Annotated in this window: 25 protein-coding genes; 8 read left to right on the top strand and 17 right to left on the bottom strand. The window is 65.6% G+C overall.

What is annotated here, in order from left to right; translation table 11 throughout:
• Positions 1 to 72 precede the first annotated feature (72 nt).
• On the top strand, positions 73 to 906 hold the full coding sequence (locus CFY91_RS06940; protein WP_093985622.1) for an SDR family oxidoreductase: 834 nt from the start codon (positions 73 to 75) through the stop codon (positions 904 to 906).
• Here CFY91_RS06940 and CFY91_RS06935 read toward each other — a convergent pair.
• Positions 890 to 1,549 (bottom strand): hypothetical protein, encoded by a 660-nt coding sequence (locus tag CFY91_RS06935; protein WP_093985621.1) that lies wholly within the window; start codon positions 1,547 to 1,549, stop codon positions 890 to 892. The two genes, CFY91_RS06940 and CFY91_RS06935, sit on opposite strands and share 17 nt — an antisense overlap.
• Before the next feature lie 98 nt (positions 1,550 to 1,647).
• Between CFY91_RS06935 and rhlE1 the strand changes: the two genes are divergently transcribed.
• A complete protein-coding gene (gene rhlE1 / locus CFY91_RS06930; protein ID WP_093985620.1) occupies positions 1,648 to 2,967 on the top strand; it encodes an RNA helicase RhlE1 in 1,320 nt (439 codons plus the stop codon).
• A gap of 4 nt (positions 2,968 to 2,971) precedes the next feature.
• Here rhlE1 and CFY91_RS06925 read toward each other — a convergent pair whose 3' ends face one another.
• From CFY91_RS06925 to CFY91_RS06915, 3 genes are all read right to left on the bottom strand, one after another.
• Entirely contained in the window at positions 2,972 to 3,415 is a 444-nt protein-coding gene (locus CFY91_RS06925) for a PAS domain-containing protein (RefSeq protein WP_093985619.1), read from the bottom strand.
• Positions 3,416 to 3,419: 4 nt separating this feature from the next.
• Entirely contained in the window at positions 3,420 to 4,391 is a 972-nt protein-coding gene (locus tag CFY91_RS06920; protein ID WP_229727223.1) for a response regulator, read from the bottom strand.
• Positions 4,392 to 4,525: 134 nt separating this feature from the next.
• Complete coding sequence (locus tag CFY91_RS06915) at positions 4,526 to 5,740, bottom strand: TIGR03862 family flavoprotein (RefSeq protein WP_093985617.1); 1,215 nt, start codon at positions 5,738 to 5,740, stop codon at positions 4,526 to 4,528.
• Positions 5,741 to 5,867: 127 nt separating this feature from the next.
• On the opposite strand from CFY91_RS06915, the gene CFY91_RS06910 reads away from it, so the two are divergent.
• From CFY91_RS06910 to CFY91_RS06900, 3 genes are all read left to right on the top strand, one after another.
• Positions 5,868 to 7,061 carry a GGDEF domain-containing protein gene (locus CFY91_RS06910; RefSeq protein WP_165765310.1) on the top strand — a complete coding sequence of 398 codons (1,194 nt, stop codon included), beginning with the start codon at positions 5,868 to 5,870 and terminating at the stop codon, positions 7,059 to 7,061.
• Between the two features lie 86 nt (positions 7,062 to 7,147).
• Entirely contained in the window at positions 7,148 to 8,017 is an 870-nt protein-coding gene (gene tesB / locus CFY91_RS06905; protein ID WP_093985615.1) for an acyl-CoA thioesterase II, read from the top strand.
• A gap of 14 nt (positions 8,018 to 8,031) precedes the next feature.
• Positions 8,032 to 8,658 (top strand): HAD family hydrolase, encoded by a 627-nt coding sequence (locus CFY91_RS06900; RefSeq protein ID WP_093985673.1) that lies wholly within the window; start codon positions 8,032 to 8,034, stop codon positions 8,656 to 8,658.
• Here CFY91_RS06900 and CFY91_RS06895 read toward each other — a convergent pair.
• Complete coding sequence (locus tag CFY91_RS06895; protein ID WP_093985614.1) at positions 8,636 to 9,067, bottom strand: DUF411 domain-containing protein; 432 nt, start codon at positions 9,065 to 9,067, stop codon at positions 8,636 to 8,638. The genes CFY91_RS06900 and CFY91_RS06895 overlap by 23 nt on opposite strands.
• Positions 9,068 to 9,164: 97 nt before the next feature.
• Between CFY91_RS06895 and CFY91_RS06890 the strand changes: the two genes are divergently transcribed.
• Positions 9,165 to 9,536 carry a DUF4345 family protein gene (locus CFY91_RS06890; RefSeq protein WP_093985613.1) on the top strand — a complete coding sequence of 124 codons (372 nt, stop codon included), beginning with the start codon at positions 9,165 to 9,167 and terminating at the stop codon, positions 9,534 to 9,536.
• Here CFY91_RS06890 and CFY91_RS06885 read toward each other — a convergent pair.
• The 7 genes from CFY91_RS06885 to CFY91_RS06855 all read right to left on the bottom strand — a co-directional run bounded on the left by CFY91_RS06885 (position 9,533) and on the right by CFY91_RS06855 (position 16,182).
• Positions 9,533 to 10,894, bottom strand: a complete 1,362-nt coding sequence (locus CFY91_RS06885; RefSeq protein ID WP_093985612.1) for a diguanylate cyclase — start codon at positions 10,892 to 10,894, stop codon at positions 9,533 to 9,535. The two genes, CFY91_RS06890 and CFY91_RS06885, sit on opposite strands and share 4 nt — an antisense overlap.
• Before the next feature lie 120 nt (positions 10,895 to 11,014).
• Positions 11,015 to 12,103: a tRNA (uridine(54)-C5)-methyltransferase TrmA gene (gene trmA / locus CFY91_RS06880; RefSeq protein ID WP_093985611.1), complete on the bottom strand. Its 1,089-nt coding sequence runs from the start codon at positions 12,101 to 12,103 to the stop codon at positions 11,015 to 11,017.
• Between the two features lie 84 nt (positions 12,104 to 12,187).
• Positions 12,188 to 12,748: a tetratricopeptide repeat protein gene (locus tag CFY91_RS06875; RefSeq protein WP_093985610.1), complete on the bottom strand. Its 561-nt coding sequence runs from the start codon at positions 12,746 to 12,748 to the stop codon at positions 12,188 to 12,190.
• A gap of 91 nt (positions 12,749 to 12,839) precedes the next feature.
• Positions 12,840 to 13,460: a hypothetical protein gene (locus CFY91_RS06870; RefSeq protein ID WP_229727224.1), complete on the bottom strand. Its 621-nt coding sequence runs from the start codon at positions 13,458 to 13,460 to the stop codon at positions 12,840 to 12,842.
• Positions 13,457 to 14,737: a glutamate-1-semialdehyde 2,1-aminomutase gene (hemL, locus tag CFY91_RS06865; protein WP_093985609.1), complete on the bottom strand. Its 1,281-nt coding sequence runs from the start codon at positions 14,735 to 14,737 to the stop codon at positions 13,457 to 13,459. The genes CFY91_RS06870 and hemL overlap by 4 nt, the downstream gene beginning before the upstream one ends.
• Positions 14,738 to 14,752: 15 nt before the next feature.
• Positions 14,753 to 15,388, bottom strand: coding sequence for a thiamine phosphate synthase (gene thiE, locus CFY91_RS06860; protein WP_093985608.1), 636 nt, complete (start codon positions 15,386 to 15,388; stop codon positions 14,753 to 14,755).
• The gene (locus CFY91_RS06855; RefSeq protein ID WP_093985607.1) at positions 15,385 to 16,182 is read right to left on the bottom strand and encodes a hydroxymethylpyrimidine/phosphomethylpyrimidine kinase; all 798 of its coding nucleotides are present in this window, start codon (positions 16,180 to 16,182) and stop codon (positions 15,385 to 15,387) included. Before CFY91_RS06855 ends, thiE begins: the two co-directional genes overlap by 4 nt.
• A gap of 171 nt (positions 16,183 to 16,353) precedes the next feature.
• Between CFY91_RS06855 and CFY91_RS06850 the strand changes: the two genes are divergently transcribed.
• Together CFY91_RS06850 and CFY91_RS06845 are read left to right on the top strand one after the other, a co-directional pair.
• The gene (locus tag CFY91_RS06850; RefSeq protein WP_093985606.1) at positions 16,354 to 16,995 is read left to right on the top strand and encodes a TetR/AcrR family transcriptional regulator; all 642 of its coding nucleotides are present in this window, start codon (positions 16,354 to 16,356) and stop codon (positions 16,993 to 16,995) included.
• On the top strand, positions 16,992 to 18,641 hold the full coding sequence (locus CFY91_RS06845; RefSeq protein ID WP_093985605.1) for an acyl-CoA dehydrogenase family protein: 1,650 nt from the start codon (positions 16,992 to 16,994) through the stop codon (positions 18,639 to 18,641). Before CFY91_RS06850 ends, CFY91_RS06845 begins: the two co-directional genes overlap by 4 nt.
• Positions 18,642 to 18,683: 42 nt before the next feature.
• Here the strand turns inward: CFY91_RS06845 and CFY91_RS06840 are convergent, their stop codons facing one another.
• The 5 genes from CFY91_RS06840 to leuS all read right to left on the bottom strand — a co-directional run bounded on the left by CFY91_RS06840 (position 18,684) and on the right by leuS (position 24,611).
• Complete coding sequence (locus tag CFY91_RS06840; protein ID WP_093985604.1) at positions 18,684 to 19,967, bottom strand: lytic murein transglycosylase; 1,284 nt, start codon at positions 19,965 to 19,967, stop codon at positions 18,684 to 18,686.
• Between the two features lie 79 nt (positions 19,968 to 20,046).
• Entirely contained in the window at positions 20,047 to 20,202 is a 156-nt protein-coding gene (gene arfA / locus CFY91_RS06835; protein ID WP_093985603.1) for an alternative ribosome rescue factor ArfA, read from the bottom strand.
• Positions 20,203 to 20,273: 71 nt separating this feature from the next.
• Entirely contained in the window at positions 20,274 to 21,302 is a 1,029-nt protein-coding gene (gene holA / locus CFY91_RS06830; RefSeq protein ID WP_093985602.1) for a DNA polymerase III subunit delta, read from the bottom strand.
• Positions 21,303 to 21,335: 33 nt separating this feature from the next.
• Positions 21,336 to 21,953 (bottom strand): LPS-assembly lipoprotein LptE, encoded by a 618-nt coding sequence (locus tag CFY91_RS06825; protein WP_093985601.1) that lies wholly within the window; start codon positions 21,951 to 21,953, stop codon positions 21,336 to 21,338.
• A 45-nt stretch (positions 21,954 to 21,998) separates the two neighbouring features.
• Positions 21,999 to 24,611 (bottom strand): leucine--tRNA ligase, encoded by a 2,613-nt coding sequence (gene leuS, locus CFY91_RS06820; protein WP_093985600.1) that lies wholly within the window; start codon positions 24,609 to 24,611, stop codon positions 21,999 to 22,001.
• Positions 24,612 to 24,714 lie beyond the last annotated feature (103 nt).

Raw genomic sequence — 24,714 nt, 5'->3', positions numbered from 1 at the left:
TCGCAGGCTTCTGCCCGGGACTGGGGTGCTTTGGGCTATGCTCAGGCTGTTAAGCCAGCAGGGGAGTGCGGCATGCATCGCAAGGTCTTTGCCAACAAGGTGTTTGAGCGCAAGGTGGTTGTGGTTACGGGGGGCGGGGCCGGTATCGGTCGTGCGCTGGCCATTCGCTTTGCCCAGGCGGGTGCGCGCCTGGTGATCTTCGATCTGCAACAGGAAACTCTGGATAGCCTGGTGCAGCACCTGGCCGACCACCATAACGTCGAGGCGCTCGGACTGTGTTGTGACGTGGCGGATGCGCTGGCGGTGCAGGCGGCCATGCAGCGAGTGCTGGAGCGTTTTGGCGGCATCGACATCCTGATCAACAATGCCGGCATTACCCATCGCAGCACCTTCGCTGAGACAGAGCTGGCGGTGTTCCAGCGGGTCATGGCGGTCAACTACTTCGGCGCGCTGCACTGCACGCGCGAGGCTTTGCCGAGTCTGATTGCCCGGCAAGGCCAGGTCATCGTACTCAGTTCCCTGTCGGGTTTTGCCCCGCTGCTCTACCGCAGTGCCTACAACGCCAGCAAGCATGCCCTGCACGGGCTGTTCGAGACCCTGCGCTTCGAACTGCGCGGTTCAGGGGTCAATATCATGCTGGTCTGCCCGGGCTTTACCGCCACCGACCTGCGCAAGAATGCCCTGGTGGGCGATGGCTCGCCGACCCGTCAGCCACCGCTGGCCATGGGCAAAGTGGCCTCGCCGCAGGATGTTGCCGAAGCCATCTACCAGGGCGCGCTACAGCGGCGTCGCCTGTTGGTGCTGTCCAATGTCGACTGGCGTGCGCGGGTGCTGGCGCGTTTCTTCCCGCGCCTGTTCGAGCGCGTTCTGTTGCCGCGTCTGTCGGGCCTCAGGCCGCCTCAGTAAGCTGCAGGCGCAGCTGACACAGACGCCAGGCCAGTACGCTGGTAAACAGCTGGGCCAGGGCATGTCCGCTATCCAGGAGGACTGCCAGCGGGCTGCTGGGTGAAGGTAACAGGCTGCCCAGCCAGCCATGCAGCAGCCACAGCGGCAGGATGATGCCCAGTAGCAGTGGGCCGAGTTGCCAGAAATAGCCGCGGGTGAGCAGGAAGCTTTCGCGCACTGCCGCCAGAGGCGGCAGGCCGTGCAGGACCAGCAGGTATTCGGCAAAAGCCAGGCGCACCATCAGCCACAGTCCAGGCAGGATCAGCAGCGAAGCGCCGAGCATGATCAGCAGGGTGGCCAGGGCGCAGAGGACCGCCATGCGTGGCCACAGACGCAGTGCTCCGGCATACAGCGCGGCGTGGCTGGCCGGTTGTGCGTGCAGGCGGTTGTCGATGAACAGAATCAGTGCCGCGCCGTACAGCGGGTAGCACAGCAGGCTCAGCAACAGCTCGCCGATGGCTGCCTGGTCGGTGTTCAACGTGCTGTTCAGGACCTGGCGTAGCAGGGCTTCGAGGACAATCAGCGGCAGGCACAGGCCGCTGATGGCCAGACAATGGCGACGATAGAAATACCAGGCATCGCCCAGTGCGGACAGTGGGTTCATGGCTCGGGCTCGCAAAGGAGGGCGGCGGCACTTTACCTGATCTGTGTCGTGCAAGCAGGTACACTGCAGGCTGTTTTTGTGCCACCGAGAGTGACCCGATGAGTTTTGCCGACCTGGGGCTGTTCGCCCCCCTCCTGCAACGTCTGGATGAGCTGGGTTACCGCAGCCCGACGGCGGTACAGCGTGCCACCATCGCCGCCGTGCTCAAGGGACGTGACGTGCTGGCTGCAGCGCAGACTGGCTCCGGCAAGACCGCTGCGTTTGCCCTGCCATTGTTGCAGCAGCTCAGTTGTGCCGGCCCACGGGTAGCCGCCAACAGTGTGCGGGCGCTGGTGCTGGTACCCACCCGTGAGCTGGCCGAGCAGGTGCAGCAAAGCGTACAGCGTTATGCCGAGGGCCTGCCGCTGCGTAGCTATGCGGTGTATGGCGGGGTCAGCATCAATCCGCAGATGATGGCGCTGCGCAAGGGTGTCGATCTGCTGGTGGCCACGCCCGGGCGGCTGCTGGACCTGTACCGGCAGAATGCCGTGGGCTTTGCCCAGCTGCAGGCGCTGGTGCTCGACGAAGCCGACCGCATGCTTGACCTGGGCTTTGCCCGCGAGCTGGACGAGCTGTTTTGTGCCCTGCCACGTCGTCGGCAGACCCTGCTGTTCTCCGCGACCTTTTCCGAGAGCATTCGCCAGATGGCCGGCGAGCTGCTGCGTGATCCGCTGCAGGTGGAGACCAGTCCGCGCAATGCCGCCGCGGCCAGCGTGCAGCAGCAACTTATCGTGGTCGACAAGAAGCGCAAGAGTGAGCTGTTCCTGCACCTGTTGCGCCGTCGTGGCTGGGGGCAGGTGCTGGTCTTTGGCAAGACGCGCAAGGGAGTCGATGAGCTTGAGCAGCTGTTGCTGGCGCAGGGGATTCGTGCCGACTCCATTCATGGCGACAAGCCGCAACCGGCGCGGCTGCGGGCCCTGCAGCGTTTCAAGGATGGTCAGGTGCAGGTACTGGTGGCCACCGATGTGGCCGCCCGTGGCCTGGATATTGATCAGCTGCCGTTGGTGGTCAATCTCGATCTGCCGCAGGTGGCCGAGGACTATGTGCACCGTATCGGCCGCACCGGACGAGCCGGGGCCACTGGCCAGGCGCTGTCACTGGTGTGCGCGGACGAGGTCGAGCGCCTGCTGGCCATCGAACAGTTGATCGGGCAGGTGCTGCCGCGCAGTGAGGAGGAGGGCTTCAGCCCTGAGCACCGGGTGCCGCAAACCACGGCCACTGGGCAGTTGCTGAAAAAGCCCAAGAAGCCCAAGCAGAAGCTTATTCCCGGTGCCGGCAAGGCCCCTGGCAAGGGCAAGGTACACCTGGGCAACTGGTTCGAAGACGATGCCGCACCCAAGGTGCGCGCGGTGCGCAAGGCGCCGCGTTTCGGCAAGTGAGTGCTTAGCGGCGGCCCAGCTGTTTCTTGTGGGTCGCCGCGGCCGTCATGTCATAGATCACCACGCACAGGTGCTCCACCGTGCCGCTGGAGGCGGCCAGCGGCAGCAGGGTGACGTTCTGGTACATGAAGTCTTCCTGGCCGGTGATCGGCTGGTAGTTCTTGAAGTGCATCAGGTAGGGGCGCTGCTCCCACAGGCTGAAGGCGCGGGTGCCCAGTTGTACCACGGTGTCTACCTTGCGCTTGAACCAGGTAGCGTCGATTTCCGGGAACAGGGCAAACAGCTCCTTGCCATGCACTTCGTCCGGGCCGAGGCCGGAGTGGTTTTCCATGAAACTGTTCCACACCTCGACACGGTACTGGCGGTCCAGCACGATGACGCCGACATCGATGCATTGCACGATGTCCAGCAGCCAGTGGACTTCCTTGATATCGATTTGCGCGGGCATCGGTTCAGCTCAGCAGGTAGTTGATCTTGTGGGTCAGGCGGCGGATCGAGTCTTCGGTGAACAGCAGCAGCAGGTCGAAGTGGATGTCCTGGCCTTCCAGGCTGTAGCTGATCTCCACCGCCAGGGTTTTCTTCCAGCGCTTTTGATTGAGCTGGATCAGGTGGTCGATGGACGCATGCAGGCCCAGCAGTTGCGGGTGGCCCTGGGAAAAGCGCACATCGATCTGTTCAGCCAGGCCGGACAGGCAGGCACCGATCAGGATGCTGGCCAGGTCGAGGAGCATCTCGGCGGTTTCCGCGTCGTCGGCGGGTTGCCAGCGCATCAGGCGCGCCATGTCGGCGACTTCCGAATCATGGAACAGCAGCAGCGCTTCGCCGGCGATGCCGTCACCGATGAACCCTTGGCAGACCGCACTGAGACGTTCGCCGCGCTGTGCGTCGAGCAGGGTCATGTGCAGCTCGCTGACCTCAAAAATGTTCACCTGGGGCACCGGCAGTTGCACGAAGACGCCCAGCACCTTGGCCAGCAGTGCGGCAGCACGGCCCATGGCGACGTTGGTCACCTCGCGCAGGGCATCGCGGAAGTTGATCTTCAGTTCCAGCTCGGCGCGTGGCGCTGGCGGGGCGCTGCTTGGCTGGTTGGCGGCCTGGTACAGGCCGTGGCGTTGCAGGGTTTCCAGAAGCAGCGCGGGGTCGGCGGGTTTTTTCAGGAAATCCAGGGCGCCCAGCTCGCGTACCCGACGCACGGCTTCATCTTGCACGTCACCGGAAACCACGATGACCTGGCTCTGCAAGCCTTCGGCCTGCAGGGCCGCCAGAGTCTGGTAGCCATCCAGCACCGGCATGGTCAGGTCGAGCAGCATGATCGGGCCTAGCCCCTGGCGGATCGCCGCGAGGGCTTCCTCGCCATGGGCGGCCTGGGTAATGGAAACCGGCCAGTCGGCCGGCAGCGCGCGGATCAGTTGCTTGCGCGCCATGGCGGAGTCGTCGCAAACCAGAAGCGGAATCACCGTATCGTTACCACCTGTTGTTGTGCCTGCCGGTTCGCAGGCCGGCCTGGCTCAAGCATAGTCGTCTCGTCGGCGCTTCGCCCAGCTTTTCCGCGTGGTTGTTATGCCAGCCAGGTGAGTATCCCGTGGGCGGCCTGGCGACCGCTGGCCAGGCAGGCGGTAAGCAGGTAGCCGCCGGTAGGCGCATCCCAGTCGAGCATCTCCCCGGCACAGAACAGGCCGGGCGAACGCTTGAGCATCAGTCCATCGTCCAGTTCGTCGAGGGCGATACCGCCGGCCGTGCTGATCGCTTCGGTCAGCGGACGCGGTCGGCACAGCGGCAGGGTCAGCTGTTTGATCTGGGCGGCAAGCTGGGCCGGTTCGGCCAGCGCACTGGCCGGTGCCAGCTCGCGCAGCAGCGCCGCCTTGGCACCGTCGAGGCCCAGTTGGCGCTGCAGGTGGCGAGCCAGCGAGGCTTTGCCGCGGGGTTTGCTCAGGCGCTGCAGGACGTGCGTCGGGCTGAGTGCCGGCAGCAGGTCGAGGTGCAGCAAGGCTTGGCCGTGCTGATTGATCTGCGTGCGGATGGTGCTGGACAGGGCATACACCAGGCTGCCTTCCACGCCGTGGGCGGTGAGGATGAATTCGCCCAGTCGCGGCGGCTGGCCAGGTAGGGCCAGGCTGACATTTTTCACGGCGGCGCCCGCCTGACGGGTCAGGTGCTCGCTCCAGCCGGGGCCGTCGAAGCCGCAGTTGCTCGGTTGCAGGGCATTGACCCGGATGCCGCGGGCCTGCAGTGGCGCGACCCAGCTGCCATCCGAGCCCAGCTTGGGCCAGCTGGCGCCGCCCAGCGCCAGCAGACAGGCCTGCGCGGTGATCAGGCGCTCGCCGTCCGGGCTGGCGATGCGCAAGGCACCCTCCGCGCTCCAGCCCAGCCAGCGGCTGCGCGTGTGCAGGCGCACCCCCTGCTGACGCAGGCGGCGCAGCCAGGCACGCAGCAGCGGTGCGGCTTTCATTTCGCGGGGAAACACCCGGCCACTGCTGCCGACGAAGGTTTCGATACCCAGGCCATGCACCCAGGTGCGCAGCGCCTCGGCATCGAAGTGCTCCAGCCAGTCGGCGACCCGTGGCTGGCCGCTGCTGTAGCGCTGGATGAACTGCGCCTTGTCCTCGGCATGGGTGATGTTCAGGCCTCCGACCCCGGCGAGCAGGAACTTGCGTCCCAGCGAAGGCATGGCGTCGAACAGGTCGACTGGCACGCCGTGGCTGGCGAGTACTTCGGCGGCCATCAGGCCGGCCGGGCCACCGCCGATGATGGCCACGCGAGTAGAGGATGACATGCAGGCAGACATGGGGCAGGGGTCGCAGAATGAGAAGGGCGATTGTAGCGCAGTGATATTCGGCTGGTGTTCGTGGCGCTGTGCCACTAAGGTAAAAAAAGTCAGGATTTCAGGTTGCCCGCTGCTCATGGCTGTCTCGCGGATTGAAAAGTTGTTCCCCGGTGTGCCGGACAACCCTTATGTGCAGCAACTGGCGCGAGGCTTTGGCCGTCTGCAATTCATGCCCGAGCTGGAACGCCAGTATCTGGATTTCATCGGCCTGGCGGCGGTACGTCAGCGGCGCATCGCGATTGTCCTAGCGTTACTGGTTTGGCACTTGTTCGTGGCCCTGGACGCTCAACGCATTGGCGCGCTGGAGAACTTCCAGCAATATCCGCAGGATCTGCAGTGCCTGCTTGGCTTGCGCTGGGGGGTAGCCGGTGTGCTCTACCTGGGTGGCCTGCTGGTGCTGTTTAGACGCATGCAGAAATTCATTCTGCCGGTAACGCCCTGGTTGATCCTGCTCTGTGGGGTGGCTACCGGGGTCATTAATATGCTGTATACCCGCGCGGGCTTTTCCGCCTCCTACGATGGGGTCATCCTGCTCACCATCGCCGTGTTCTTCCCGCTGGGCATGACGCTCTACAGCAGCCTGTGGGCCGGTCTGGGCATCGTTTTCGTCAGCCTGCTGATCGGCAACTGGCTGCTGCACGGCGAGGCGCTGGGGCAGTTCAACCTGAGCATGTTCTACTGCTTCCTGGCGGTGATCGTCAGTGCCAGCGGCGCCTACCTGCGCGAGTACAGCCAGCGCGAGCAGTTCCTGACCCGACACTTGCTGCACTGGATGGCCGAGCGCGATGGGCTCACCGGCCTGTACAACCGGCGCAGCTTCGACCAGCGCCTGCCGCAGCTGCTTTCCCAGGCGCGGCGTGCCAGGGCAGGTGTGGCGCTGTTGCTGGTGGATGTCGATCATTTCAAGCCGTTCAACGACCATTATGGGCATCAGGCCGGGGATCAGGCCTTGCAGCAGGTGGCGCGTCTGCTGCAGGGGTTTGCCCGGCGTCCGCTGGATATGGCGGTACGCTTGGGCGGTGAGGAGTTTGCTCTGGTGCTGTATGGCGAAAGTGCCGAGGGGCCGCAGCAGGTAGCCGAGCAGGTGCGTCTGGCCATCGAGCAGCTGGGTATCACGCATTCCGCCTCACCTTCCGGCAGCGTACTGACTGCCAGCCTCGGTCTGGCGCTGAGCGGGCCGGCGGAAAGCCTTGATCATCTCTACCATCAGGCTGATCAGGCGTTGTACCGGGCCAAGCACGCTGGCCGAAATCGCGTCGAACACGGCTGAAGTCCGGCAGCCGGCGCGGGGAAAAATCATTATCCTTGGCCACTGCCTGCGACCTGCGGTCGCGCCTGTTTGCCTGGAGATGCGTGATGACCCAAGTGCTCGACGACCTGGTGGCTTTGCTGAGCCTGGAAAAGATCGAGGAAAACCTGTTTCGGGGCGGTAGCCAGGACCTTGGCTTTCGCCAGTTGTTCGGTGGCCAGGTGCTCGGCCAGTGCGTGGCGGCGGCCAGTCGTACGGTCGAGGAGGCCCGTCATGTGCATTCGCTGCATGGTTATTTCCTGCGCCCCGGTGATGCCCGTGCGCCGGTGGTCTACCAGGTCGAGCGTATCCGTGATGGCAGCAGCTTCAGTACCCGCCGGGTCGTGGCCATCCAGCATGGTCGGCCGATCTTCGCCTGCAGCGCCTCCTTTCAGTACGACGAGCCGGGCTTTGGCCATCAGCCGAGCATGCCGGAAGTGCCCGGTCCCGAGCAGTTTCTCTGCGAGACCGAGTTGGCCAGGCGGGTCGAAGCGTTGATTCCGGAACGCTTGCGTGAGCGGGCACTGAGCGACAAGCCCATCGAGATTCGTCCGGTTACGCAGATCAATCCGTTTGCTCCGCAGGCGTGCGAGCCGGTGAAGTATGTGTGGTTTCGCGCAGCCGGCAATCTGCCCGACGAACCGCAGCTGCACAAGCTGCTACTGGCCTATGCCAGTGACTTCAACCTGTTGACTACCTCGCTGCAGCCTCATGGCGTGTCGGTGTTCCAGAAGTTCATGCAGGTAGCCAGTCTCGACCATGCCCTGTGGTTCCATGCCGACCTGCGCATGGACGACTGGCTGCTGTATGCCATGGACAGTCCCTGGTCGGGCAATGCCCGTGGCTTTGCCCGCGGCAGCATCTACAACCGCGCTGGCCAGCTGGTGGCTTCGGTGGCCCAGGAAGGCCTCACCCGGGTGCGTGAGGACTGGAAGTGACGATTCATCCGGCGCTGCGTCTGGCCGAGCGGCGGCACTGGGTGTTCGACATGGACGGTACCCTGACCCAGGCGGTGCATGATTTTCCGGCGATCAAGCGAACGCTGGGGATCGCCGAGCAGGAGGATATTCTGCAGCACCTGGCCGCTCTGCCGGCGGCCGAGGCGGCAGCCAAGCATGCCTGGTTGCATGACCACGAACAGCTGCTGGCACGGGCTGCGCAGCCCGCGCCTGGGGCTGTCGAGCTGGTTCGTACGCTGCGCGCGCGCGGCTGCCGGCTTGGCATACTGACCCGCAACGCCCAGCCGCTGGCCTTGCTGACCCTGCAGGTTATCGGCCTGGCTGACTGCTTTGCGCCTGCCCAGATCATTGGCCGCGATGAGGCGCCGCCCAAGCCGCATCCTGGTGGATTGTTGCAGCTGGCCGCGGCGTGGCAAGTGGCTCCGCAGCACATGGTCATGGTTGGTGACTACCGCTATGACCTTGCCTGCGCGCGCGCTGCGGGCGCCTGCAGTGTGCTGGTCAACCTGCCCGATAACCCTTGGCCCGAGCTGACCGACCTGCATGTGCAGGATTGCCGCCAGCTCCTGGCTTGCCTGGGCTTGTCGGGCGAGGATGTCACTGCGCCGGATAGGCGCTGACCACTTCCTCGCGGCCCTGCTTGTCCAGGCCGATGACCTGGTAGGCGTCGACCCGGCCGGTTTCCATGCCGGGCGAGCCGTGCGGCATGCCGGGTACGGCCAGCCCGCGCAGCTCGGGACGCTGGCCAAGCTTGAGTACGTCGGCAGCCGGTACGTGGCCTTCGACGAACTGCCCGTTGATCACCCCGGTATGGCAGGAGGCCAGGCGTGGCGGTACGCCGAGCTGCTGCTTGATCTCACTCATGTTGTCGACCACATGGTCGGTCACACTCAGGCCATTGGCCTGCAGATGATCGATCCAGTCGCTGCAGCAGCCGCAGTTGGGGTCGCGATAGACATCGATATGCACAGGCTCGGCAGCCTGCAGCGAACCGGCCAGCAGTAGACCGGTGAAGAGCAATGCGCGCATGGGGATTCTCCCGATAAGGACCTGGTCAGTTTATGCTGCTGCGTACAACTTCCCAAGTGATGAACAGCCGCATGGCGGCGAGGAGTGCAACAGGGTGATGCAACGAGTCTTTCTGCTGCTGCAGGCCATGATTCTGCTGGCCTTTGGTCTGGCCTACCTGCTGCGGCCGCATGAAATGGCCAATCTGAGCGGCATGCTGCTTATGCAGGCGGCGGCGATCAGCGACGTACGTGCCTACTACGGCGCGCTGCAGATGGGCCTGGCCGCTTATCTGGTGCTGGCGCTGGCTCAGCGCCTGGAGCGTGCGGCCTTGTTGCTGCTGCTGGTGCTGTACAGCGCGCTGGTGCTGGGCCGACTGGCCGGGCTGTGGCTGGATGGCGGCCTGCAGCAGACCTTCAATCTCTACGCGCTGCTGTTCGAGCTGGTCTCCGCGGGGTTGGCCGGCTACCTGTTGCGTCGCGGCGCTTAGCTGGCGACGAACACGCAGCGGTTACGTCCGCCGTGCTTGGCCTGGTACAGCGCGCTGTCGGCAGCGCGCAGGCTGCGCTGATAGTCCGGGTGGCCGTCATGCAGGGTCACGCCGATGCTGACACTGACCTGTAGGGTGACCCCCGCGGGGAGCAGCAGTCGCTCATCGGCGACCCGCTGGCGGATGCGTTCGGCGAGCATCTGCGCGTTGGCCGCGTTGGTGTCCACCAGCAGCAGAAGGAACTCCTCGCCGCCGTAACGGAAGGCGTAGTCGCCACCCCGCGTGCTGTTGCCGAGGATACTGGCGACCTGCTGGAGTACCAGATCGCCTGCCTCGTGACCGTACTGGTCGTTGACCTGCTTGAAATGATCAACATCGATCATCAGCAAGGCGAAGCTGCTGGCGCTCTTGCGTGCATTGGCGACCTGTTTGCCCAGAACCACGGGCAGGAACTTGCGGTTGAGCATCTGGGTCAGGGTGTCGCGGCCGTTTTCGATATCGCTGGCACGCTCGAAAAGATGTTCCAGCAGGTAGTGCACGGCCTTGGCTGCTTCGCGGATTTCCCGTAATTGCTCCAGGGCGCGAGCGCTGCCCTGGGTGAAGGCGGGCAGGTACAACTCATCAATTTGTGCCAGGTGCTGGTCGATCTGCTGCATCTCCGGCGCGCCCTGGAAGCTGTCCTGGGCCTTATGGCGGAACCACAGGCCGAATTCGGACTTTTGCGCACGTGGTAGCTGATGGGCCGGGCTGCCGGCGGCGATTTCGAACATCAGCTGGTTTTCCCAGTCGAGCAGTGCAGCACGCTGGCGCTCGCGCTCGGTGCCGATGTTCTGTGACACGGAAAATAACCGATAGGCTTCTTCGGCGCGGGAGTTGCGGTCGTGCGCCAGGGTGTAGGCGTGGCTCATCAGCTCCATGGCGATATCTATGCTGTCAGAGGCAAAGCCAATGGCCGCAGCCAGCTCGCCATCACTGAAGGCCTGGCTGAAGTGGCTGAACAGGCGCTCCTTCAGGCAGCGCGCACCGCGCAACACCAGACTGATGGGGATGTCGACACGGGCATGGATTTCGCCGATCTGCTTCTGCAGGGCGACCTGCGCGGGGAGTTCGGCATCATCCTGCAGGGCCAGCAGGCTGCTGATCCAGCGCTGCATGGAAGGCTCCAGGCGCTCCTTGACCTTGTGGTGGGCAAGGAATTGCCCTGCGTGGGCATCACTGCCCATTTGTGCGTAGAAGTGTTCTGCGAGGTCGGCGCGGTGCTGGCTGGCCAGCTCGGCAACACGCTGGCGGAGTCCGGCAGGATGACGTTGCAGAAGCAGTTGCCAGTCTTGGCTGAGGCGTTGCTGGGTGTTGGACATGGCCGTTTCGGGGTGCTGGTGCCTTGGCCTCCTGCCTGACGGGGGCTGACTTGCCTGTCAGCTTTGCTAGGCCCGGCAGTGTAAGGCGATTGCCTGCTGGCGACTAGCCAGCAGTGCACGTTAGCGGCGTTGCAGGAGGACGCCGCTTTCCATGTGATGCGTCCAGGGGAATTGGTCGAACAGCGCGCACTGTGTCACCTGGTGGGTGTCGTTGAGGCGGGCGATGTCGCGGGCCAGGGTCTCCGGGTTGCAGGAAATGTACAGAATGTTGTCGAAGCGCCGGGTCAGCTCGCAGGTGTCCGGGTCCATGCCGGCGCGTGGCGGGTCAACGAACACCGTGCCGAAGTCGTAGGACTTCAGGTCGATGCCGGCCAGGCGACGGAACGGGCGCACTTCGTTGAGCGCCTGGGTCAGTTCTTCGGCGCTCAGGCGCACCAGTTCGATGTTGTCGATGGCGTTGTCAGCCAGGTTGGCCAGCGCGGCGTTGACCGACGTCTTGCTGATCTCGGTGGCCAGAACCTTCCTGACCCGGGTGGACAGCGGCAGGGTGAAGTTGCCGTTGCCGCAGTACAGTTCGAGCAGATCGTCGTCGCGCGGGCCGAGCGTGTCATAGGCCCATTGCAGCATGTGCTGGCAGACTGTGCCGTTGGGCTGGGTGAACGCGCCTTCCGGCTGGCGGTAGCGGAACGTGCGGCCGGCCACGGTCATTTCTTCTGCGACGTAATCGCGGCCAATCACCAGGCGCTGGCCGCGCGAACGGCCGATCAGGCTGACACCCAGCCTGGCGGCAAGCTGCTCGGCCTCGGCCTGCCACTCGGCATCCAGCGGGCGGTGGTAGCACAGGGTGATCAGTGCATCGCCGGCCAGCGTGGTGAGGAATTCGACCTGGAACAGCTTGAACGACAGCACCCGGCTGGCCTGCCAGGCCGCCTTGAGCGGCGGCATCAGCGTGTTGATACGCTGGCTGGCGATGGGGAAGTCATTGATGAGAATCGGCGTGTGCTTGTCGCCGGCCTCGAACATCGCATAGTGACGCTCTTCCTGCTCGCGCCACAGGCGGAACTCCGCGCGCAGGCGATAGTGCGACAGCGGCGAGGCAAACACCTGTGCGGGCGGTGCGGCAAAGGGAGCCAGCAGCTCGTGAAGGCGCTGCTGTTTGGCCGCGAGCTGGGCCGCATAGGCGTCGGGAGTAAAGGCTGGCTGGGACATGCGCGGCTCGCGTGACGATAGGCAAGGGCCGCGTAGGGTAAAGGTGAGGCGAGCGTCGGGCAAGCGTCGACGGGCGCGCCAGGCTCAGGGCTGGGTGGGTTCGGCAGGTGCGGCAAACTCGCTGGCCCGCAGTTCCAGCAGGTAGTTGCGGAAGATCTGCCCGAGGATCTGCGTGGCCGTGGAATGCTCGCTGCGAGTCATCTGCGAGGCGACCAGATCAGCGGCATCCATGGCGGCATCGGAGCCATTGATCGAGGCCATCTTCAGCACGATGTAGGCCTGCACGCGATTGGCTGGTACGCCTTCGCCGCGATAGAACATGCTGCCCAGGCGTAACTGCGCTTCGGCGTGCCCTTGCAGCGAGGCTTGCTCGAACCAGTGCAGGGCTTGTTGCAGGCGTTCGGGATCCTGTTCGGCGCGGGCCTGCTCCTGGAGCAGGTCGGCCAGTTCGAATTGCGCCTGGCTGTCGCCCTGTTCGGCCAGCACCTGGCAGTCGGCCAGCGCCTGTGGCAGGGCCTCGGCGGCCAGGTCGTCGAGGTTACAGCGGCTGCTGGCGGGGATCAGCAGGCTGTTGCTGGCCAGGACAAGGGGTGTGCTTCCAAGCAGCAGGCAGCCGATGAGCAGGCTGCGGCCAAGGTGTTTCATGGTGACTGTGGCGCCTCAGGATGCGCGGGGGCGGATACCGCCGCCCGTGCATTATGGGCCAGGGGTGGGGCCGGGATAAAGGCCCAGCTGGCTATTCCTGTGGCTTTTGCAAGGCCAGCAGGCTCAGCAGCAGCCAGAGCAGCAGGCCGTAGGCCAGCGACAGCAGCAGCGGTACGACAAAGGCCGGCAGCGCCCACAAGCCATGCAGCACCAGACCGGCGCCGACAAAGGCCGGCAGCGCAGCCAGGGCCAGGCGCAGCGGGCGACTGCTGGGGCCGTGGAGCAGGCCGCCGTACAGCAGCAGGGCCAGGCTGCCCAACTCCAGCAACAGGCGGTAGTCAGCCAGGTGCCCCATTTGTCGGAACAACTCGAAGAACGCACACAGGCCGAGAATCGCCCGTCCCCAGGCCGGACGGCTCCAGTGCCAATGGCGTGCCAGGGTCAGCACGGCGAGGGCCAGTAGCGGCTGGCCGAGCAGGCGATGGGCCTGCTCCAGCCAGGCGCTGGCTTCCTGCCAGGCACCGCCGGCCAGCCAGTGTGCCGGCAAGCTGCTGGCCGCGCTGGCAGCGGCCAGGGCAAAGCCAAGTTGGCTGGCAAACAGCACGCCCTGCCAGCTTTCCGGTTGCTGGCGGCGTGCCTGGCCGAGCAGCAGCAGGGCGCCCAGGCCGACCAGTGCCTGCATCAGCAGGCTGAGCAGCAACAACAGGCTCATAGCTGGGCGAAGGCGCGCTCGGCAGCATCCAGGGTCAGCTGCAGCTCGTGGTCGCCGTGGGCAATGGAGGTGAAGCCGGCCTCGAAGGCGCTGGGTGCCAGGTACACGCCGCCGTCCAGCATGAGGTGGAAGAAGCGCCGGAAGCGTTCCACGTCGCTGGCCATGACGTCGGCAAAGCTGCTGATACGCGGCCGCTCATTGAAGTACAGGCCGAACATGCCGCCCGCCTGGGTGGTGGTGAAAGGGATGCCCGCCGCGTTGGCGCGCTCCTGCAGGCCGGCGAGCATGCGCCGGGTGTAGTCGCTCAGCTCGGCGTGGAAACCGGGGCGGCTGATCAGGCGCAGGGTGGTCAGGCCGGCGGCCATGGCCAGCGGGTTGCCCGACAGGGTGCCGGCCTGGTAGACCGGGCCGAGCGGGGCGACGCACTGCATGATCGCGCGCTTGCCGCCAAAGCAGCCAACCGGCATGCCGCCGCCAATGATCTTGCCGAAGGTCGACAGGTCCGGGGTGACCCCGTAGTGCGCCTGGGCACCACCGAGGGCCACGCGGAAACCGGTCATCACTTCGTCAAAGATCAGTACCACGCCGTGCTTGTCGCAGGCCGCGCGCAGCCCTTCGAGGAAGCCGGCGACCGGCGGTACGCAGTTCATGTTGCCGGCGACTGGCTCGACGATGATACAGGCCACGCTGTCGCCGGCCTCGGCAAGGGTCTGCTCGACGGCGGCCAGGTCGTTGTAGGGCAGGGTCAGGGTGTGTTTGGCGAAGTCGGCCGGCACCCCGGCGGAGTCCGGTACACCCTGGGTCAGCAGACCTGAGCCGGCCTTGACCAGCAGGCTGTCGGAGTGGCCGTGGTAGCAGCCTTCGAACTTGATGATGTTGTCACGTCCGGTATAGCCGCGCGCCAGGCGGATGGCGCTCATGGTGGCTTCGGTGCCGGAGCTGACCATGCGTACCATCTCCATGGACGGCACGATGGCGCAGACCAGGTCGGCCATTTCCACTTCCAGGGCGGTCGGCGCGCCGTAGGACAAACCGTGCTCCAGCTGGCGGCGTACCGCGTCGAGCACCTCGGCATGCGCATGGCCGAGGATCATCGGCCCCCAGGAGCCGACATAGTCGACGTAGCGCTTGTCGTCTTCGTCGATCACGTAAGCGCCCTGGGCATGCTTGAAGAACAGCGGCGTGCCGCCCACGCCACGGAAGGCGCGCACCGGCGAATTGACGCCGCCGGGGATGTGTTGCTGGGCGTTGGCGAACAGGCTTTCGGAACGGGACATGGGCATGCTCTCTGATCAGGAACAGGTAAACAGGGATGTGAAGGCGTGCGCGCGGCGCTCGACTTCTGTGGCGTCGGGAGCGGCAAACAGTGCGTGGACCACCGCCAGCAGGTCGGCGCCGCTGGCCAGCAGGCTGCCGGCGTTATCCAGGCTGACCCCGCCAATGGCGGTGAGCGGCAGGCTGAAGCGGCGGCGCGCCTGCTCCAGCAGTGCCAGGCTGGCGCTGGGCGCGCCGGGTTTGGTCTGCGAGGTGAAGAAACGCCCGAATGCCAGGTAGCTGGCACCGGCATCGCGGGCCTGCTCGGCCAGCGCCAGGCTGGCATGGCAGGTGGCGCCGAGCAGGGCCTGCGGGCCAAGGCGGGTGCGCGCGGCGGCCAGCGAGCCATCGCCCTGACCGAGGTGCAGGCCCACACCGAGCTGTGCGGCCAGTTCCAGGTCATCGTTGATGATCAGCTGTGCGCCATACTCGGCGCACAGTTCGGCCAGCGCCGTGGCTTCGGCCAGGCGGCGTTGCGCATCGGCGGACTTGTCACGGTATTGCAGCAGGCGTGCACCGCCATGCAGCGCCGCCCGGACATAGGGCAGCAGGCGGCCATCGGCCAGCAACTGGCTGTCGGTGATGGCGTACAAGCCGCGCAGCGGCGCGTTCATCCACAGAAGTCCAGTGGCAGGCGACGCGGTACGAACTGGCCGCGTCCAGGCGCTTCGGCATCACGCAGGGTACGCCAGGTGTAGTCGAGCGCCGTGCGTACCGCGCTGACCAGGCCTTCACCGTGGGCCAGACGCCCGGCCAGGGTGCTGGCCAGGGTGCAGCCGGAGCCGTGGTAGCTGCCGGGCAGGCGCACGCAGGTGAAGTCGTGACGGCTGCCATCGCGCAGGTACAGGCGGTTGTGGATCTGCTCCTCGTCGCCATGCCCGCCGGTGATCAGCAGGCTTTGGCAGAACGGCAGGAGTTTCTCGGCGCACTCATCGGCACTGCCCTCGGGCAGCTCGGCGAGGATGCGCGCCTCGGGCAGGTTCGGTGTGACGACGGCGGCGATCGGCAGCAGGCGCTCGCGCATGGCATAGCCGACGTCGTCCTTGCCCAGCGCGCCGCCGCCGCCGGCACGTAGCACTGGGTCGCAGACCAGCGGTACGCCGGGCAGCGCCTGCATCAGTTCGAGTACGGTATCGACCATCTCGACGGAGCCGAGCATGCCCAGCTTGACCGCGGCGACCGGCAGGTCGGCGATCACCGCACGGGCCTGGGCGAGTACCCAGTCGCGGTCGAGCACGCGGAAGTCGCTGACGTTGACTGTGTCCTGCACGGTCAGCGCGGTGACGGTCGGCGCGGCATGGCAGCCCTGGGCGAGCAGGGCTTCGATATCCGCCTGCAGGCCTGCGCCCCCGGAGGGATCGTGGCCGGACAGACAGAGGACAACGGGACGGGAAGGCTGCATGTTCATGGCGGCGAAGCTTACCACCAATCTGCGCCGGCGGGCTTGGCGCAGGGCGCGCGCCGCTGTCGCAGGCTGGGCAGAAAATGGCCAAAGCGTCATATGTGCCGACCGGATCGTCGCTTTATCCAAGGAGTGAATGCTGATTCACTGGTTATCAAATGAACCAGGATTCAGATCATGGCTTATCGCACCACGCCGCAGCGCCTTGACCGTGACCAACAGCTGCGCCAGCACATCCTTGGCTGTGCCCTGCAGCGGGTGGTGCAGGGCGGTTTTGCCGCCCTGACCATGCAGGCGCTGGCCGAGGATGCGGGGATTGCCACGGGCAGCCTGTACCGGCATTTCGCCAACAAGGGCGAGTTGTCCGCCGAGGTGTTTGCCTTGGCCAGTCAGCGCGAGATCGATGCCCTGGGTGCGGTATTGCAAGGCCCGGGCAGCCCCGCAGAGCGCCTGCGCGATGGCCTGCGGCTGTTCGCCGCGCGTGCCTGGCACAGCCGGCGTCTGGCCTTTGCGCTGATTGCCGAGCCGGTGGAAGAGGCGGTCGATCACCAGCGCCTGCGTTATCGCCAAGCCTATGCCGGGCTGTTCGAGCAGTTGCTGGAGCAGGGGCGTGCCGCCGGCCAGTTTCATTACCCGGCACTGCGCATCACCGCTGCCTGCCTGGTCGGCGCGATTGCCGAGGCGCTGGTCGGGCCGCTGGCACCGCATCAGGAACACCCCCGCGCCGACGCGCAACTGGCGCTGTTGAGCCACAGCGTCAGCCATTTCTGTCTAAGCGCCTTGGGCGCCGATCTGTCGATCCTGGAGAGCCAATCATGAATCCGCAGTCCTATGCCGAGACCCACGAGGTGTTCAACCAGGTGCCGCCGCTGGATGGCGCCAACCTGTATGCCATCGACCTGCCTTTGCAGGAATGGCTGCGCCGTTACCAGGCTGGCTGGGCGGAGGCCCGCCTGCATGCCTACGGCGCCCTGGCCGGTGGTCCGCTACTACAGGCCGGCTTCCTGGCCAATGAGCACAAGCCGCAATTTCGTACCCATGACCGCTACGGCCAGCGCATCGATATGGTGGATTTTCATCCGGCCTACCACGAGCTGATGCGCACCGCCATCGAGCATGGCCTGACCTCGTTGCCGTGGACTCAGCCGCAGCCCGGCGCGCATGTCGCGCGGGCCGGCCTGACCTACCTGCATAGCCAGGTCGAAGCGGCCAGTGGCTGCCCGCTGACCATGACCTTCGCTGCCGTGCCGGTGATCCGCCAGCAGCCCGAGCTGGCCGAATTCTGGCTGCCCAAGGTACTGGCGACCCAGTACGACCCGCGTAATGTACCGGCCAGCGAGAAAGCCGGGGTCACCATTGGTATGGCCATGACCGAGAAACAGGGCGGTACCGACGTGCGTGCCAACACCACGCGTGCCTATCCGGTGGGGGCTGCCGGCCCGGGCCAGGCCTACGAGCTGATTGGCCACAAGTGGTTCTGCTCGGCACCGATGTGCGACGCCTTCCTCACCCTGGCGCAGACCGACCAGGGGTTGTCCTGCTTCCTGCTGCCGCGTCACCGCCCGGATGGAACGCGCAACCAGTTCTATGTGCAGCGCCTGAAGAACAAGCTGGGCAACTGGGCGAATGCCTCCAGCGAAGTGGAGTATCGCGGTGCGCTGGCCTGGATGGTCGGCGAGGAAGGCCGTGGGGTAGCGACCATTATCGAAATGGTCGCGATGACCCGCTTCGACTGCATGGTCGGCTCAAGCAGCCTGATGCGCCAGGCGCTGACCCAGGCCATCCACCATTGCCAGCATCGCCAGGTGGGCGGCAAGCGCCTGGCCGAGCAACCGCTGATGCAGAACGTGCTGGCCGACCTGGCCCTGGAAAGCGAGGCCGCGCTGGCGCTCAGCCTGCGCATGGGACATGCGCTGGATAACCAGCAGGACCCGCAGCAGGCACATTTCAGCCGGCTGGTTACCGCCATCGGCAAGTACTGGATCTGCAAGCGCGCCCCGGAAATGATCGCCGAAGCCAGCGAGTGCCTGGGGGGCGCCGGCTATGTCGAGGAAACCATCCTGCCGCGGCTGTACCGCGAAGCGCCGGTCAACTCGATCTGGGAAGGCTCGGGCAACGTGCAGTGCCTGGATGTGCTGCGCGCGCTGCACAAGGAGCCGGGTGTGCTCGATGCGCTGTTTGCCGAGCTGGGCGATGGCCATGGCGATGCCCGCCTGAAGCGGCAGATCGAGGGCATCAAGCGCGACTTCCATGACCGCGAGGATATCCAGTACCGCGCCCGGCAGATCACCGAGGACGTGGCCGTGGCGCTGCAGGCCAAGCTGCTCCTGGAAGCCGGCAACAACACGGTCAGCGACGCCTTCATCCTCAGCCGCCTGGAGCGTCATGGGCATGCCTACGGCACCCTGCCGCGCGGCGTGGACGTACCCGCCCTGCTGGCGCGCAGCGCGCCGCAGTGGGGGTAATGAGCCGCTGAACGCTGCCCTGTTTGCGGGGCAGCGACACCTTCAGGGTTGTTTCTGCAGCTCTTCGAGCAGGCGCAGGTCGGGGTAGCCGTCGGCGGGCCAGCCGAGGCTTTGTTGATAGGCGCGGATTGCCCGGCGGGTATTGGCGCCGATGATGCCGTCTGCCGGGCCGGGGTTGTAGCCGCGCGCCTGCAGGGCTTCCTGTAGGCCGATGCGCTGGCTGCGGCTGAGTGGCTGGTCGCTGCGCGGCCAGCTGGCGCGTACGCCAGGGCGGCCGAGCAGGGCGTCGCTGAGCAGGCCGATGGCCAGGCCGTAGCTGGTCGAGTTGTTGTAGCGCAGGATGGCGCGGAAGTTGTCCATCACCAGGAAGGCTGGGCCGCGATGACCGGCGGGCAGGATCAGGCTGGCGCGCAGCTGAAGGTCGCCAGCGGGCGGCAGCTGCACGCCACGTTGCGCCCATTCGGCAAGACTCAAGCGCAGACTGTCGTCGGCCAGGGCGTAGTCGAAGTGGTTCGGCAGGCTGACTTCAAAGCCCCAGCGCTGCCCCCGCTGCCAGCCGGAAGCCTGCAGGTAGTGCGCCGCAGAAGCCAGCGCGTCGCTGCTGGAGTGCCACAGGTCGCGCTTGCCGTCGCCATCGAAATCCACCGCATGGCTCAGGTAGGTGGTCGGCATGAACTGTGTCTGGCCCATGGCGCCGGCCCACGAGCCGCGCATCTCGGCCAGGCTGATATCGCCGCTGTGGAGGATTTGCAGGGCGGCCAGCAGCTGCTCCTCGGCAAATTGCGGGCGGCGGCCATGGTGGGCGAGGGTTGCTAGCGAGCGGATCACCGACTGGTTGCCCATGAAGCGGGCAAAGTCACTCTCCATGCCCCATACCGCAACCAGGATCTGACGCTCGACCCCATAACGTTGTTCGATGGCCTGCAGGGCATTGACGTGCAGCGCCATCAGGCGTTGCCCTTGGCGTACCCGGCTGTTGGCCAGCGCGCTGTCCAGGTAAGCCCACACGGGGCGGCTGAATTCCGGCTGGCTGCTGTCGGCCTTGAGGACCGCAGGGTCGGGTTGCAGATCGTCCAGCGCGCTGTGCAGCAGGCTGGCCGGCAGGCCGCTGGCCAAGGCGCGACTACGGAAGGCTTCGCGCCATTGCGCGAAGCTCAGTGTGCTCTGGCTGGCATCGTCTGGGCTGGCGGTGCTGGGGGAGACGAGCGCGGTACCCGCTGCGTTGGACTGCAGGACGGTTTTGCCGGCTTCGGCGCAGGCGCACAGGCTGAGCAGGGAGCCGAGCAGCAGGCAAGCCAGGCGTGCGGGAGCGGCGGGGTAGGGCATTGGTGCGGGTAACTCATGGCATGGGCTGGAGGCGCCAACCTTAGCATGCCGGCGCGCCAGACGGCAGCGCAGAGGCTGTTCAGGCAGCCCTAAAACAAGAAACCTCCCAGGTTCGCTGGGAGGTTTCGCGGCGGTAGCTGCCTTTGCCCTTGGCCGGGCGTTCCTGTCGACAGCGGAACAGTGGCTGGGCGACCAGGGATTTGGCCTGGTTGGTCTTGCGGGTTTTTTTCGCCATGGCGGGATCCTCTTGCCAATGCCCGGAGTGGGCGGGGCAAGCATACGCCTGTTGCGCGATGTGGGGAGGCCTTATAGGCGCAGTTTTTGTCCGGCCATCTGCAGACACAGGCTGGCCAGGCTTTGCCAGGCGTCACCGGGGGCCTGGCCCTTGGCCTGGGCATCGATCTGCTGGGCCAGGCTTAGCAGGGGGCGCCAGTAATTGCTGGGGCTGCGTTGCAGCGCCTTGCTGTACAGCGGCTTGCGTTTGTCCCAGATCGGCGGGCGGGCGCTGGCAAAGGCTTTTTCCAAGCTGACGCCCTGCGCGTGCTGCTCGGCCAGGCTGGCCAGTTGGCGCAGTTCACGGACCAGCATGGCAAGGATGAACAGGGCTTCCACGCCTTCGCCGCGCAACCCCTGCAGCATGCGCAGGGCGTGCCCGGCCTGGCCGTTGAGCACGGCATCGGTGAGGCCGAAGACGTCAAAGCGTGCGCTGTCGGCAACGCTGGCCTGCACGGTGTCGACGTCCACCTGCTGGCCGTCGGCGAGCAGTTTGAGCTTTTCGATTTCCTGGGCGGCGGCCAGCAGGTTGCCTTCCACGCGGGCGCTGATCAGCTCCAGGGCTTCGGGGCTGGCGGCCAGGCCGGCCTGGGCCAGGCGCTGGCGAATCCAGCCGGGCAGCTGGCTGCTGTCCACCGGCCAGATTTGCAGGAACTGGCTGTGCGCGCCGTCGATCAGTGCCTTGGCCCATTTGCTTTTCTGTGTGCTGCCGTCGAGCTTGGGCAAGCTGATCAGCAGCAGGGTGTCTTCGGCGGGGCGTTGCAGGTAGTCGAGCAGGGCGCTGGCACCCTTGTCGCCGGGTTTGCCGTTGGCGATGCGCAGTTCGATCAGGCGCTTTTCGGCAAACAACGACAGGCTGGCGCCCGCTTCGTAGAGCTGGCCCCAGTCGAAGCCGGCTTCGGCATGCAGCACCTGGCGCTCGCTGAAGCCCTGCTGGCGGGCCGCCTGGCGAATGGCGTCGCAGGCCTCCTGGCAGAGCAGGGGTTCATCGCCACTGACCACGTAGACGGGGGCGAGCGCGCCTTGCAGGTGTTTGCCGAGTTGCGCGGGGTTGAGTTTCATCGCGTAGCGGGCCGCTTGACGCGGCCCGTCCCGTCAGCGCAGTTGCAGCGGCAGTTGCAGCGGCGACTGTTGCGGCGCGGTGGCCTCGGCTTCGGCCTTGCGGGCCGCTTCCAGGGCTTCCTGCTCGGCGCGCAGGCGCGCTTCGGCATCGGCTTGCAGCTGGTCAAGCTGCGCCGGGGTCAGGCGCTGCAGACGCATGACCAGTTGCTGGACCAGTTCGGCGCGCATTTCGTCGCGCAGCTGGCTGGCTTCCTGGTCGGAGCCGATCAGGTTGCTGCCATCGTGCAGGTAGATTTTTTGTACGCTGGCCTGGTCTTCCAGCAACAGCAGGTTCTTGCTGCCGCGGATCTGGTAGTCGAGGGTACGGTTGAGTTCGTATTCGGCGCTACGCACCGAACCGGTGTAGCTGGCGGTACGCTGTTTCTCTTCTTCGCGAACCAGCACCAGCTTGTAGGGGGCGCCGGCGTGCAGGCGCACGCCGTAGCCTTGCAGTTGCGCTTCGGTCAGGCGGGTGGTCTCGCCGTAGCTGTTGCGGGCATCCAGGGCCAGTTCCTTGAGTGCAAACTCGCCCGAGCCCACGCCGCGCAGCTGGAAGCCGCACGCGCCGAGCAGGGTGGCCAGGCCGATGACCAACAGATTCCGTTTCATCATGGTGTTTTCCCCTTGGGTACCTCGGCGCCGAAGCGCCGAGTGTGATCAGTTGGCGACGATGTTGACCAGTTTGCCCGGCACCACGATGACCTTGCGGATGGTGGCGCCTTCGGTGAAGCGTTGTACGTTTTCGTTGGCGCGGGCGGCGGCTTCGACGTCCTCGCGGGAGGCCGAGGCGGGCACTTCGATCTGCCCACGCAGCTTGCCGTTGACCTGGATGACCAGGGTCAGGCTGTCCTGCACCAGAGCCGACTCGTCCACCTGCGGCCATTGTGCGTCGATGATTGCGCCGCTTTGGCCGAGTTGCTGCCACAGCTCGTGGCTGATGTGCGGGGTGATCGGTGCGAGCAACAGGGCTACGGTCTGCAGGCCTTCCTGGAGCAGCGCGCGGTCCTGCTCGGTGGCGGTGGCGGCTTTCTCCAGCACGTTCATCAGGGTCATCACCTGGGCGATGGCGGTGTTGAACTTGTGGTGCTGGCCTACATCGTTGCTGGCCTGTTTGATCGCCAGGTGGATGGCGCGGCGCACGGCCTTCTGCTCGTCGCTCAGGCTGGCGATGTCCAGCGCCCCCGGCAGGCCGGCGCTGACGTGGCTGTGCGCCAGGCGCCAGACGCGGCGCAGGAAGCGATTGGCACCTTCGACGCCGGCATCCGACCATTCGCAGCTCATGTCGGGCGGCGAGGCGAACATCATGAACAGGCGGCAGGTGTCGGCGCCGTAGGCATCGATCATGTCCTGCGGGTCGACGCCGTTGTTCTTCGACTTGGACATCTTCTCGGTGCCGCCGATTTCCACCGGCAGGCCGTCGCTTTTCAGGCGGGCGGACGTCACCTTGCCCTTGGTGTCACGCTCGATTTCCACGTCGGCCGGGTTGAACCAGTCCTTGCCGCCGTTTTCCAGGGTGCGGTAGTAGGTGTCGGCGACCACCATGCCCTGGGTCAGCAGGTTCTTGAACGGCTCGTTGGAGGTGACCAGGCCTTCGTCGCGCATCAGCTTGTGGAAGAAGCGCGCATACAGCAGGTGCAGGATGGCGTGCTCGATGCCACCGATGTACTGGTCCACCGGCAGCCAGTGGTTGGCGGCCTGCGGGTTGACCATGCCGCCGGTGTATTGCGGCGAGGCATAGCGGGCGTAGTACCAGGAACTTTCCACGAAGGTGTCCATGGTGTCGGTTTCGCGCTTGGCGTCGGCACCGCACTTCGGGCAGCTGCACTGGTAGAACTCGGGCATCTTGGCCAGCGGGCTGCCGGCGCCGTCCGGCACCACGTCTTCGGGCAGCACCACCGGCAGCTGGTCTTCCGGCACCGGCACGTCGCCGCAGCTGTCGCAATGGATGATCGGAATCGGACAGCCCCAGTAGCGCTGGCGGCTGATACCCCAGTCGCGCAGGCGGAACTGGGTCTTGCGCGCGCCGTGGGCGCTGGCCTCGAGGTCGGCAACGATGGCGTCGAAGGCGGCGCTGAAGTCCAGGCCGTCGTACTTGCCGGAATTGATGGTGGTCAGACCGGCCTTGTCGCCGTACCAGTCCTGCCAGGTGCTGGCGTCGTAGTCTTGATCCGCAGCGGCATAGACCTGCTTGATCGGCAGGGCGTACTTGTTGGCGAACTCGAAGTCGCGTTCGTCATGTGCCGGTACGGCCATCACCGCGCCTTCGCCGTAGCCCCACAGCACGTAGTTGGCGACGAATACCGGCAGCTTGTCGCCGGTCAGCGGATGGATGACGAACTGGCCGGTGGCCAGGCCCTTCTTCTCCATGGTGGCCATGTCGGCCTCGGCCACGGAGCCGGACTTGCACTCGGCGATAAAGGCCTGCAAGGCGGCGTTGTTCTCGGCGGCGCGCTGCGCCAGTGGGTGCTCGGCGGCCACGGCGACGTAGGTGGCGCCCATCAGGGTGTCGGGGCGGGTCGAGTAGACCTTCAGCTGGCCTTCGATACCGATGCTGGCAACATCGTAGTCGAACACGATGTCGGCACCGAAGCTCTTGCCGATCCAGTTGCGCTGCATGGTCTTGACCTGCTCGGGCCAGCCATCCAGTTCATCCAGGCTGCTCAGCAGCTCTTCGGCGTAAGCGGTGATCTTGAAGTAGTACATGGGGATTTCGCGCTTCTCGATCAGCGCGCCCGAACGCCAGCCACGGCCGTCGATGACCTGCTCGTTGGCCAGTACGGTCTGGTCCACCGGGTCCCAGTTCACCGTGCCGTTCTTGCGGTAGATGATCCCCTTCTCGAACAGGCGGGTGAACAGCCACTGCTCCCAGCGGTAGTAGTCCGGCTTGCAGGTGGTGACCTCGCGGGTCCAGTCGATGGCCAGGCCCAGCGATTTGAGCTGGGACTTCATGTAGGCGATGTTCTCGTAGGTCCACTTGGCCGGTGCCACCTGATTCTTCATTGCGGCGTTTTCCGCCGGCATGCCGAAGGCGTCCCAGCCCATCGGCTGCAGTACGTTCTTGCCCTGCATGCGCTGGTAGCGGGCGATCACGTCACCGATGGTGTAGTTGCGCACGTGGCCCATGTGTAGCTTGCCGCTCGGGTAGGGGAACATCGATAGGCAATAGAAGGTGTCCTTGCCGGGCTGTTCGCTCACAACAAAGGAGTTTTGCGCATCCCAATGGGCTTGCGCGGCGGCTTCGATTTCACGGGGCGAGTACTGTTCGTGCATGGCTCTGGCGCTGAAGAATGAGGGCATTCGGGAAACGCCGTAGCATACATGAGCGCCGCAACGGGAGGGAAACCCAGATTGCCCAGGCGTGCCGGGGCAGCGC

Origin of the sequence: Pseudomonas fluvialis, assembly GCF_002234375.1 — a bacterium.
GTDB classification, from domain to species: domain Bacteria; phylum Pseudomonadota; class Gammaproteobacteria; order Pseudomonadales; family Pseudomonadaceae; genus Aquipseudomonas; species Aquipseudomonas fluvialis.
The sequence above is the reverse complement of the archived record's forward strand: the minus strand, read 5'-3'. Positions and strand labels throughout refer to the sequence as shown.